The sequence below is a fragment of the uncultured Psychroserpens sp. genome, from assembly GCF_947492715.1.
GTDB lineage: Bacteria > Bacteroidota > Bacteroidia > Flavobacteriales > Flavobacteriaceae > Psychroserpens.
This window is the reverse complement of sequence record NZ_CANLNS010000002.1, coordinates 108,804-121,529: the sequence shown is the minus strand read 5'-3', so window position 1 is coordinate 121,529 and position 12,726 is coordinate 108,804. Positions and strand designations below refer to the sequence as shown.

Genomic DNA, 12,726 nt, shown 5'->3' with positions numbered 1-12,726 from the left:
AAAGAACAGAAAAGGAGTCTTAGTTATTTCATACTAAAGACATTACAATATCAAGCATTTTTTTAATGTGTCTTCATAAATAGCCTCATATTGAGGTACAATTGCGTGTATGCCAAATTTCTTTGAAGTTGCTTTAGCATTGGCTTTGAATTCTGCCAATAAAGTATCATCCTTTAAAATATAAAGTGCATTTTTAGACATATCCTCAATGTCGTTAATAGGGCTCAAAAACCCTGAAACACCATGAACATTAACTTCAGGAATTCCTCCCGTATTACTTGAAATTACAGGAACACCAGATGCCATTGCTTCTAAAGCAGACAATCCAAAACTTTCAGTTAAAGATGGCAACAAGAACAAATCACTAAAGCAGAGAATTTTATCAATTTCATTACTATTTCCAAAGAATACCACTTTATCACTAATTCCTAATTCGGCGCATAAACGTTCTGCAGGTTCTCGCTCAGGACCTTCACCAACCATCATAAGTTTTGCAGGAATTTCTTTTTGGATATTGTAAAATATCTTAATAACATCAGGAATTTGTTTAACCTCTCTAAAGTTACTAATATGTGTAATTATTTTTTCATCAACATTGGCCATCATGGCACGTTTGCAATCAGTAAATTGATGCTCGTACTTCACTAAATCAATAAAATTAGGTACGACATTAATCTCCTTTTTTATATCAAATAATCGTAAGGTGTCGTCCTTTAAACTTTGTGATACAGAGGTAACCGCATCAGATTTATTAATACTAAAAGTAACGGCTGGTTTATAAAATGGGTGACTTCCAACAAGTGTAATATCGGTTCCATGTAGCGTTGTCACAATTGGTACATAAATACCTTCTTCCTGTAACATTTTCTTTGCCATATATGCAGCATAAGCATGCGGAATCGCATAATGTACATGCAACACTTCAATCTTATGAAGTTTAACCATATCTACCAATTTACTAGATAAGGCCAATTCATAAGGCTGATAAAGAAACAGCGGATATTCTGGTACATTAACTTCATGATAATGTACATTGTTACTAAGTAGCTCTAACCTAACAGGCTGACTATAGGTAATGAAATGGATTTCGTGCCCACGTTTAGATAACTCTAATCCTAATTCTGTGGCTACAACTCCACTACCTCCAAATGTAGGGTAACAAACTATTCCTATTCGCATATAATTTTATTTCTAATGTTGGTTTTCAGCGATATCATTTTCGGTTTCATCGTCAATAATAGCTTCATAAATTAACCGCTGTATTTCAGTTCTAATATTTTCTCTTAGCAACAAATTTTTCCCTGCTTTTGGATACGTTCTATTTGCTAAGAAAATATAAACGATCTCCTCATCTGGATCTGCCCAAGCATAAGTTCCTGTAAATCCAGAATGTCCAAAACTCTTCATTGATAAACAACCGCAGGTTGGTCCTTCATCTCCCAGTTGTGGTTTGTCGAAACCAACCCCTCTCCTTACATTTTTATGACAATAATGACAGGTATTAAACTTATCTATGGTTTCGGCATTTAAATAGCGTTTTCCACCATAAAAACCCTTTTGAAGATACATCTGCATAATCTTAGCGACATCATTTGCATTACTAAATACACCAGCATGGCCGCCAACACCGTTTTGCATGGCTGCTCCCATATCATGTACATAACCATGTACTTCTTGATAGCGGAAATAATCATCTACTTCAGTTGGTATAATGTGTTTGTCGCTAAATTTAGTTGAAGGGTTATAGGTGGTATAATTAGCTCCCAACGACTGGTAAAAATGTTGTTGTGCTAATTGATCTAAAGGTGTATCGTAATAACCTTCAATATATTTTTTTAGGATGTAATATGGCAAATCGCTATAACGATAACGCAATCGAGATAACAGGTCTGTTTCTACAATTATTTTCTGAATAGAATCTGGGTAATCATGTCTCAAGAACATATTCTCAGCCACTTTAATATTAAATCGCGGAGATGCTGTTCTTCTATAATATTTTGCCAATGGTTTTTTAGTCACTGTATCTAAAGTTGACACATAAAAAGGTACCCAAGGACGCAATTGCGCATAATGTGATAGCATTTGCTTAATGGTGACATTCTTTTTATTTGAGTTGGCATATTCAGGTAATATTCTAGACAATTTTGTATTCAATGATATGGCCTTCTTTTCTTCAAGTTCCATTAGCAATGGTAAGGTCGCAAGAATTTTTGTCAAAGACGCAACATCATAAACATCCTCGAACTTTACCTTTTCCTTTCCTTTGTACGTGTGTTTTCCAAAGTTTTTATTATAAATTACTTTTCCTTTTCTAGCAATTAATAATTGTATGCCAGGCGTCATCTTATTGTCTACAGCATAATTGGCGACAGAGTCAATTCGTTTTAGTCGTTCTGAACTCATTCCAACGCGTTCTGGTAAACCATAACTTAGTGATGAAATACCATTATATGCTAGCCCTTCGCCTACTTTAAAATGATCTCCTAATGAGACTGGAAGCATCCCTTTAGAAGGAATTGCTCCAAAAATTAACTGTGCCGATTTCTGTTGTGAAACGCTACTATTTTGATAGCTCATTACAATGCTTTCGATATTTTCTATACTAGACAAGTCTAGTAAAGAATAAGGTCTTGCAAACACATCTAAAATTACCGTATTCGTTCTTGCAATTTCGTAAAGCCAAACCAATTCTTTATCCTTGAACTTGTAACCTTGCCATGGGTTTTCGTTTTTCTTATGAAATCCAACAATAACCGTATTGTAGTTTTGAAGTTTCGTCATAAGTTCATCTAACTTATCTGCTTTAACTTTATGAACCTTAGTGTATTTTTTAAGTTCATCATAAAAGGCAGAGCCTGTATCATCTCCTAACTCAACATAAGCGATTTTTTTAGTTTCCAAATTGCGAAGTGGTAAAAGTTCCGACTTATTTTTTAACACTGTAATTGCATTCTCTAAAAGTTCCTCGTATAGCACATCATCTTGAAGTCGGTTTAGATCAGCAACCAAAGTCGTAGTTCCAATAGGCTTATAATTATCTAAACCTACCTTATACTTTGCCATTAAAATCTTCTTTACAGAGTGGGCTAAACGTTCTTCTGTAATCTCTTTTGTATGATAAGCTTCAATAATTTTAGCAATTCCCTTCGGAACATCTTCGGAAATAAGAAGCACATCGTTCCCAGCTTGAAATGCAGCTAAGTCAATTTCTCCAGGAGTGCTGTAATTTGAAACGCCCTTCATTTCTAAAGCATCAGTAAAAATTAGCCCTTTAAAAGCCAAAGAATCTTTCAGTATATCTGAAACAATATGAGTCGATAAAGACGATGGAAACCCTGAACGCGGTTCTAAACTCGGAACATTTAAATGTGCAACCATTACACTCGATAGTCCCTCTTTTATTAACTGTTTATAAGGGTACAATTCTATTGAATCTATTCGCTTTTCGTTGAAATTAATTGTAGGTAAGGTTTTATGAGAATCACTATCTGTATCTCCATGTCCAGGAAAATGTTTTGCATTAGCCAATACTCCTGCTTCTTGCATGCCTTTCATAAAGGCTGAGGCTTTCTCTGTTACATTATCGCGATCCTCCCCAAATGAGCGATTACCAATAATTGGGTTTTTCGGATTGGTGTTTATGTCTACAACAGGAGCAAAATTAAAATGAACACCAATACGTTTACAATGTTCTCCAATATGATAACCTGTTCGTTCTACCAGCTTGTTGTCTTTAATTGCCCCAAGCGTCATATTCCAAGGAAATGCATAGGTTGAATCTAAACGCATACTCAAGCCCCATTCTGCATCCATTCCAATTAACAATGGTGTTTTAGAGATCGCTTGATATTGGTTATTAAGTTTTGCTTGTCTAATTGGCCCACCTTTAGAAAAAATCAAACCTCCAATGTGATTGTTATTAATAAGTCTTGCAATTTCAGCTTCATTGCTTTTATTATTATTTGAAAATGCCCGAACCATAAATAATTGCCCTACTTTTTCTTCTAAGCTCATACCGTTATAAACACTGTCAACCCATTTTTGCTGAGCTTCAAGATTTTCATGCGCTAACGGATGACCAGCATCTTGTGAAAAGGCAGGTACGGCAATTGTAAGAATGCAAAGGAGGGACAATATATAACGCATAAACTAAAGGTCTTTTGATATGTTCTTAATTTAGAACTAAAAACTATGCCAAAATAGTATTTTAGTATTAAGTATAAAAGACTTTAAGATAGATTTATAAACTAGGTTGTGAACAAAAAATAGAGCGCAATTTAATTATGCAATCCAAATGTGACCAATTAAATATGTCCTTGCCTCACCGCTAATTAAAACGCGATTCCCATTATCCTTGCATTTTAAAATACCTTTTCGTTCTGACACTTGAATGGCCGACAACTCTTTCGTTTTAAGACGTGTTGACCAAAATGGAATTAAAGAACAATGTGCAGAGCCCGTTACAGGGTCTTCTAATATGGATGCCTGAGGTGTAAAAAAACGAGATACGAAGTCACTTTGATCTCCTGGGCCTGTTACAATAACGCCGCCAGGATCAAGATTAATTTCGTCAAAATACTGTCTGTTAATCGTGATGTTTTTTACATCTTCTTCAGATTTATAAACCAAAACATAATCTCTAGATTTATAAACTTCCATTGGTTGGATATTAAGGGCTTTAGAAATGTTTTCTGGCAGTTTTGATTGTATTGGCATTCGGGAAGGAAAATCTAAATAATAGCTATCATCCTTACACAATACTACCAGATTGCCACTAGCTGTTTCAAAATTGATTGTAGCACTCTGATAGTTTAAAATGGTCTTTAAACAATGTGCCGTTGCCAGGGTGGCATGGCCACACAAATCCATTTCAATATCTGGAGTAAACCATCTTAAATGCACCTTATTTTCTTTTTCAACAAAAAAGGCCGTTTCTGCAACAGCATTTTCTTTTGCAATATTTAATAAGACATCATCCGGTAACCATTGCTTCAACGGCACTACGCAAGCTGGATTTCCTTTAAAAATCTCACTCGTAAATGCGTCAATTTGGTATATATCTAATTTCATTTACCGTGTTTATTTAAGGTAATTACTCTATCAAATCTATATGTCTATCATGATATCCTAAAAGATAAAGCACACCATCTAACCCAATACTAGAAATAGAACTTTGCGCATTGTCTTTTACTTTTGGCTTAGCATGAAACGCTATACCCAAACCAGCCAAATTGAGCATTTGTAGATCGTTCGCGCCATCTCCAACTGCAATAGTTTGACCAATGTCTATGCCTTCCATTTTTGCAATTTCTTTGAGGTATTCGGCTTTTTTATCGCCATCAACAATGTCTCCAATATAACTTCCTGTCAAAACACCATCTACGATTTCTAATTGATTGGCATAGACATAATCCATTCCTAATTTTTCTTTTAAATAGTTTCCGAAATATGTAAATCCACCTGATAAAATAGCTGTTTTAAATCCGTAACTCTTTAATGTATCAATAAGTCGTTTTGCTCCTTTGGTAATAGGTAAATTAACCGCTACGTCATGTAACACTTCCTCTTTTAGCCCTTTCAAAAGTTTCATTCGCTTTATAAAACTCTCATTAAAGTCAATTTCGCCTTGCATGGCAGATTCTGTAATTGCTCTTACTTCATCTCCAACTCCAGCTATTTCAGCTAATCTATCAATGACTTCTGCCTGAATTAGTGTAGAGTCCATATCAAAACATACTAAACGTCTGTTACGTCTAAAGATATTATCTTCTTGAAAAGCAATATCTACATCCAACTCTTTTGAAATCTGCATAAATTTTTCGGTAAAGTCTACCTTACAGTCAATTTTCCCACGAATAGAAAGTTCTATGGAGGCACGAGGATATTCTTCTTCTTTTCTAAGTGAAGTCCTCCCTGTTAGCCGCTTAATAGCATCTATATTTAAATTACGTTCGGAAATAACATTAGTAACTTTTGATATTTGCTCGGCAGTTAATGTCTCTCCCAATATGGTAATGATATAACGATCTTTACCTTGTAATTGCACCCAACGCTCATAATCATCTAAGGAAATAGGTGTGAATTTGGCCGTAACTCCCAGTTCATAAGCCTTAAACAATAAATCTTTTAAAACCGAAGCTGAATTATTCCCAGCTTCAATTTCAAATAAAAAACCTAAAGATAATGTGTCATGGATGTTTGCTTGACCGATATCTAATACCTTCGCTTTATAGTTTGCTAAAACGCCTGTTAAACTGGACGTTAAGCCTGGCTTATCTTGCCCAGAAATGTTCAATAAAAAGATGTCCTTCGCCATACTATTTCAAAAATCTACTATGCCAACTTTCGCTTGCTGGAACTTCCCAGTTTTCTTTGAATTCAGCTATGTTAGTCACAAGATTGTTAAACACAATCGTCTTTTTTGAAACGGCCTTATCTTTTGCCATTTTTTTAAAGTCTAGTAGTGACTTATGAGCTACGTATTCTCCTTGTTTATATGACACATTCATTTTATCCATTAAATCAACGTTATAGTCTCTTTCTAGCTGTTGAATAAAATGTACAGAAGCATCTATACTACACCCTGTAGCATTATTTAAGTTTTGGTTTAATCCAATAACTATAAATCGTTTATATTCAATTGTATAACCAGATTGCAAATCACTTCCGTGTGCAGTCCAATTCTCAATAAAAATATTGAGTTTTTCTTTAATTCCTGAAAGCTCTTCCTCTGTAAAAGATCGGTTGGCTTGATAAATCCAAACACGTGATTCTTCAGGAAGTATATTAAAATCTACTAGCATATATTTCACTTTTTCTGAGGACAAAAATACGACTTTACATCCAATCTTTATCTTCAGACTCTACTTTAAACAATAAGAAATTATAGATCGATTTGGCATCATTTTCTTTAACGTAAGGTATTTTAACCGACTTAGATGCCGTAGTAATAATAACGGATGCTATTTGTCTACGCTTTTGAAAAATACTCTGTCTTAATTTAACGGCCTGTATTTTGTGAATTTCAAGAATATTTGTGGTTGTATCAATAACACCTCCACCAACTGTGACAAATCTATCATTAATGTGATAATAGGCCTTTTTATAACCAAAATATACATACAGAATAGCTAATGGCAAAAGAAACGCATTAACCCAGAGCGCTCCATTTCCGAAGATAAAAAAAGCAACCATATTTACTAATAAGGCCGTTACTAGGATCTTCAGAGCTAAAATGCGCTTGTAATATTGAGTTGGTTTATCAACGTCTGAATCTAAGGTATAATGCTTTAAAATCTTATCAATTAAATGATCAACCTGAGATTTCTCCAAAGCAATAATAACAAAGTTCTTTTTCTGTTTAGCACTTACCATGGCTTGATTGACAGACATTGTATGTAACCCAAAATACTGTTTAATACGATTAGTCTTAATTACGATATTTTGTATTCTACTAGGCGTTAAACTTAGGGATACCTTGTTTAAAAGCCCTTTATTAATCTCAATGGTCTTTTGATTTTCAACAACTTCAAGATCAAAATTCGTTACAAATGTTTTTATGACTGAAAACAGCAATGAAAACAAAACCGCAAATAGAACAATGATTACATTAGTTAGAAATATGCCTAATAATGTGGTTTCATCAAACTCTGCAATAGCCTCTATTCGCTCCCTAATTTTTAGGTCTTTTACATAGTCTTTAAATTCATAGTACAACCCAAATACAAAAGACGCAATAATTGCAAAGCTCTTTAGATGGTTTTGAGATACCCCTTCTAAAAGTAAACGTTTAGGCGACACCTTAAAAAACACTTGCTTTTGTTGCTCTTGCTCACTCGAACCTGTAATGTTCCCACTAAGTATGTTAGATTCTTGTTGATCAAAAAGCTCTCTTTTAAGTAAAAGTGCAGTTGGTTTATCTAATGCATGAATTTCAATTTCAGATTTATTGTCACCTGCAGTTTCTATATTTAATGAAACAACATTTATGAGCTGCTGCAAGAAATTTTGTTTTATATATACATTTTGAATTTTGGATTTAGAAATAATCGTATTATCCTTATTAAAAATGCCAGTTGATAAATGGAAGTCATCCTGATTAATATGAAATCTAAAATGCAGGTATTTTAAAATAGCAAACACCAATAATCCTATCACAATAGCCACTAAGCTGATAACTATAACGGTTTTATTTATATGAGCAAATGATTTCTTTTTAGCAAGTGATAGGCCAAAAGCAATGAATAACACGAAAAACTTCTTAAAGAATTTAAAAGCGTTAAATGCAAAAATAATTATGATACCTTTTGCTGATTGACGAGAAGGATGCGAAAAATCAGCCGTTTCCATTAATTCTAGAGCTTATAAAATCATTTATTTGCTTTGCCTCTTGATATGGCAATCCTTTAATACTTAAATCACTTCCAGATTCTCCAGCTGTATAAAGATTAAGTGTTGCAAGATTAAATTGACGAGATAACCAACTTCTAGATTCTTCTATATGCTGTATTCTTGAAATTGGAACAGTTGTAATTGAATTTATCAAAAGACCCTTTGCATAAATAACATCATGTTCTCGAATGGCATATTTTCTCTTTTTAAATGCCAAAATAGCCAAGCCAAAATTGAGAAGACAAAATCCAACAATAATGCTAAAAATGTACCAAAAACCTTCTTGAAAACCAGCCTTTGTAACAAAGAATTTACCTAATACTAATACACTAACAAACGCAAGACACATGACAACCTTATTTAAAACAATAATCTTAAGATATTGTTTTGAAATTGATAGTAACTCCACGTCTTCTACATTGGGTAATGCGTCGTTGTGTATCTGCGAATTAGAAAACCCCATAAATTATAGTTATTATCTTTTCTGCTGCTTCTTAAAAGCTCTATACGTTAGAAAGCCATACATAAGCACAGCAAAAGGGAAATAAAAAGCTAATCTTATCCATGAAAATCCACGGTTGAGCAGAAAGTATTCAAATAAAGTCACAAAAGTGCAAAACACGATTCCGCCGATTATGGCTGCTGTAATTACGCGTTTTTTATTTATTTCGGCCATAGTTATTTTTTTAATGAATTTATATTGAGATAGGAAACCCTAACAAGACAAAGTATAGATTAAGTCGGTAATACAAGAAAGGGAATTTTTAACAGTGATTAAATGCAGCTATCAACTTGGTAAAGACGAAGGAATAATAACATCAAACTTTAGTTTAATCGTTACAAATAATACTTCCTTTACAAATCTTGCGCATTGGCTATTAGCTCGGCAATATCCATTACAGCAACATCATTTTCTTTTTCTTTATTCTTAACTCCATCTGTCATCATTGTATTACAAAACGGACAACCAGCTGCAATAATTTGTGGCTTGGTTTCTAAAGCCTGCTCTGTTCGTTCTACATTAATGTCTTTATTTCCTTTTTCTGGCTCTTTAAACATTTGTGCACCTCCCGCTCCACAACACAAACCTCTCGACTTACAGCTTTTCATTTCTACAAGCTCTGCATCTAATTTTCTAATCAGATCTCTTGGAGCTTCATATACTTGATTAGCTCGTCCTAAATAACATGGGTCATGAAATGTAATGCGTTTCCCTTTGTACTGACCTCCTTCTATTGTTAATCGTCCTTCGGATAACAAGGTCTTTAGAAACTGCGTATGATGCATCACCTCATAATTTCCTCCAAGTTCTGGATATTCATTTTTAATAGTATTAAAACAATGTGGGCATGCCGTTACAATTTTCTTGATTTCATAGGCATTCATCACCTCAATGTTCGTAACAGCTTGCATTTGAAATAAGAACTCATTTCCAGATCGTTTAGCCGGATCACCAGTACAACTTTCTTCTGTTCCTAAAACCGCAAATTCTACATTTGCTTTATTTAAAAGTTTCACAAAGGCCTTCGTAATCTTTTTTGCTCTATCGTCAAAGCTTCCTGCACAACCAACCCAAAATAAAACTTCTGGTTGTTTCCCTGCTGCCATAAATTCTGCCATTGTTGGCACTTTGAGTAATTCGCTCATATTGTTGTTATTTTTGAAAATTGCGGATTAAAAATCAACAATTTTATTTTTCTTTAATGTTTGCAAAGTCTTTTTTTGCTATTCTTATATAGATGGCCAGTTTTTTTTGGCCTTCCTTCATTTTGTTTTTAGGATCCAAACGTTCGAGATAAGCTCGACGCTTGGCTTCTTCTCCAATGATTTTCTTTTGAAAATCAGTACAATAGTCACACAGTACTTTTAAGAGTTTAATATCCTTAACTTCATCGTTACGATATTCTATAAGTGTATACGACTTAATTTGCAACGAATCCTTTGCATATGATTGCCCAAATAACAGTCCACTATTTAAACAAAGAACAGCAGTAATTATGATACGATATTTCCGAAGAAACGTATACATCGCTATTCATTTTTCCAGTTTAAACGATCCATTTGATTATATGGCCAAGGCGCTCCATTATTTTCTATATTGGTCATCATATTATTAAGTTCCATAGGTGCTGCGCTCTGCTCCATCACTAAATATTGGCGCATTTGCATGATAATATTTAAGGGGTCGATACTCACTGGACAGGCTTCAACACAAGCATTACAACTTGTACATGCCCATAACTCTTCATTTGTAATATAATCACCTAACAATTGTTTGCCATCATCTTTAAAGCTACCTTTATTCGAATCTATATTTTTGCCAACTTCCTCCAAACGATCACGCGTGTCCATCATAATCTTACGTGGTGACAAGGCCTTACCTGTTTGATTCGCTGGACACTCACTTGTACATCGACCACACTCTGTGCACGTATATGCATTAAGCAAATTAACCCAACTTAAATCCTGAACATCACTGGCACCAAATTTCGCAGGGACTGCCGCCTCAGCTCCTTCTGGTGGGGCAGCAAAAGGATCAACATTTGGATCCATCATCATTTTTACTTCTTTAGTAACCGCTTCATTATTTTCAAATTGTCCTTTAGGCGTTAGCTTCCCATAATACGTATTTGGAAATGCTAAAAGAATGTGCAAATGTTTAGAAAAATATAGATAGTTTAAAAAGACGAGTATACCAAGTATATGGAACCACCAAGCGCTTCTTTCAATAAGGTGAATACTATGCTCAGAAAAATTACTAAACCAAGGTGTTATATACTGACTGATAATATTTCCAGAATCCATAGCTTGGAATTTCAAATCTGTAGCATTCATAACCAAAAATAAGGTCATAAGTACCATTTCGAAATACAAAATCATATTACCATCACTCTTTGGCCAGCCTTTCATTTCAGAGCTTAGAAAACGTTTTAATTTAATAACATTTCGGCGTAACCAGAAAATAACAACCGACACAAATACCAGTACGGCTAAAATTTCAAAAGTACCAATAAGAAATCCGTAAATAGATCCCGCAGAAGAAAACACACGATGCTTTCCTGTTAATCCATCAATTATTATTTCAAGAACTTCTATATTAATAACAACAAACCCTACATAAACAACAACATGAAGAAATCCAGCAATTGGTCGTTTTACCATTTTGCTTTGCCCTAGTGCAATCATGGTCATATTTTTCCAGCGTTGTGATTTATTATCACTAACATCCATAGCGCGACCCAGTTTAATATTTCGCATTAATTTTTTAACATTTCTTGCAAAATAACCTATGCCAATAACAAGCGCTACAGCAAATAATAGTTGTGGTAGATATTCCATATATGGTTAGTTTTTTTGGTCTTCTTCTTTTGGTGGTGTATATGGTATTTCCTTTTTAGATAGTATCCGTCTGTAACGAGCAGGATGCAACTTTATATCTCTAAGGAGTTCTTCCATTTCTTTGGATGCTGCCAGAAGGTTATCATATAACCCTTCGTCTTTTAGCAATTTACCAATGGTTCCATCTCCATTCTTAATACTGGTCATTAAGCCATTAACAGAAGTTAATGTTTCATCTAATTTTGTAATAGACTGAGACAAGTTGGTTTTCGATAGGTCTTTGGTAATCACCGCCAAATTTTTCGTTATAGAATCAAAATTTGTCAATACTGCGGCAAGTTTGTCGTCATTTTTATCAACCAAGTTGTTAATAGAAAAAGCCACAGATTTAAATGACTTCATGGTGGCATTAAGTTCTTTAATGGCGTTTTTAATACCATCTTCAGAATCATCTGCAACGAGTGTATTTAAATTAACTAAAAGGGTGTCTGCCGCTTTCAAAGTTGAGCCTAACTCATCACCAACCCCAGTGAAATTTTCTGTAAGACTTCTTACTAGACCAGGTTGAACCTCAGATTCAAGGTAGTCTCCAGGCTTAGCTTCTTCTCCTTCCTTACTAATAATTATAGCTAATGCGTTACCTCCCATTAGACCAGTTTCGTATAACCTTATTTTACTCTGTTTTGAGAAAGACAGTTTGTCATTTACGGTAAAAGCGACTTTTGTCTTACCACTTTCAAAGTCATAAGTAATCTCTTTTATTTTACCTACAGCATTTCCTTTTACAGTCACTGGTGACGCCGTACTTAAAGCGTTATAATCAAATTCTGTATAATACGTATTAGGAGATTCAAAGAGATTTTCACCTTTGAGATAATTGAATAAAAATATCAATAATATAATACCCGAAAGAACGAGTATGGCAGTTTTTACTTCTCTAGAAATTTTCAAATTTTACAATTTTGGGTTAAAACAAAATTAGCAATAATTATATAA

At 34.2% G+C, this 12,726-nt stretch carries 11 protein-coding genes; all 11 read right to left on the bottom strand.

All coding sequences use genetic code 11. The annotated features are described in order from the left end of the window. Positions 1-42 precede the first annotated feature (42 nt). Positions 43-1,179 carry an N-acetyl-alpha-D-glucosaminyl L-malate synthase BshA gene (bshA, locus tag Q0787_RS07415; RefSeq protein ID WP_298901678.1) on the bottom strand — a complete coding sequence of 379 codons (1,137 nt, stop codon included), beginning with the start codon at positions 1,177-1,179 and terminating at the stop codon, positions 43-45. A gap of 12 nt (positions 1,180-1,191) precedes the next feature. Further along, complete coding sequence (locus Q0787_RS07410; protein ID WP_298901676.1) at positions 1,192-4,146, bottom strand: glycoside hydrolase family 3 N-terminal domain-containing protein; 2,955 nt, start codon at positions 4,144-4,146, stop codon at positions 1,192-1,194. A 135-nt stretch (positions 4,147-4,281) separates the two neighbouring features. Beyond that, positions 4,282-5,070 (bottom strand): PhzF family phenazine biosynthesis protein, encoded by a 789-nt coding sequence (locus Q0787_RS07405; protein ID WP_298901674.1) that lies wholly within the window; start codon positions 5,068-5,070, stop codon positions 4,282-4,284. A 22-nt stretch (positions 5,071-5,092) separates the two neighbouring features. Then, the gene (gene serB, locus Q0787_RS07400) at positions 5,093-6,316 is read right to left on the bottom strand and encodes a phosphoserine phosphatase SerB (protein ID WP_298901673.1); all 1,224 of its coding nucleotides are present in this window, start codon (positions 6,314-6,316) and stop codon (positions 5,093-5,095) included. Between the two features lies 1 nt (position 6,317). Continuing rightward, a complete protein-coding gene (locus Q0787_RS07395) occupies positions 6,318-6,803 on the bottom strand; it encodes an ABC transporter ATPase (protein WP_298901672.1) in 486 nt (161 codons plus the stop codon). A gap of 34 nt (positions 6,804-6,837) precedes the next feature. After that, positions 6,838-8,349 carry a PH domain-containing protein gene (locus Q0787_RS07390; RefSeq protein ID WP_298901671.1) on the bottom strand — a complete coding sequence of 504 codons (1,512 nt, stop codon included), beginning with the start codon at positions 8,347-8,349 and terminating at the stop codon, positions 6,838-6,840. Then, positions 8,336-8,854, bottom strand: a complete 519-nt coding sequence (locus Q0787_RS07385; protein WP_298901670.1) for a PH domain-containing protein — start codon at positions 8,852-8,854, stop codon at positions 8,336-8,338. The genes Q0787_RS07390 and Q0787_RS07385 overlap by 14 nt, the downstream gene beginning before the upstream one ends. 392 nt (positions 8,855-9,246) lie before the next feature. Next, a complete protein-coding gene (locus Q0787_RS07380; protein ID WP_298901668.1) occupies positions 9,247-10,038 on the bottom strand; it encodes a (Fe-S)-binding protein in 792 nt (263 codons plus the stop codon). Between the two features lie 43 nt (positions 10,039-10,081). Further along, complete coding sequence (locus tag Q0787_RS07375; protein WP_298901667.1) at positions 10,082-10,420, bottom strand: hypothetical protein; 339 nt, start codon at positions 10,418-10,420, stop codon at positions 10,082-10,084. Positions 10,421-10,422: 2 nt separating this feature from the next. Beyond that, on the bottom strand, positions 10,423-11,730 hold the full coding sequence (locus Q0787_RS07370; protein ID WP_298901666.1) for a 4Fe-4S dicluster domain-containing protein: 1,308 nt from the start codon (positions 11,728-11,730) through the stop codon (positions 10,423-10,425). 6 nt (positions 11,731-11,736) lie between these two features. Beyond that, positions 11,737-12,681, bottom strand: a complete 945-nt coding sequence (locus tag Q0787_RS07365) for an MlaD family protein (RefSeq protein ID WP_298901664.1) — start codon at positions 12,679-12,681, stop codon at positions 11,737-11,739. Positions 12,682-12,726: the final 45 nt, after the last annotated feature.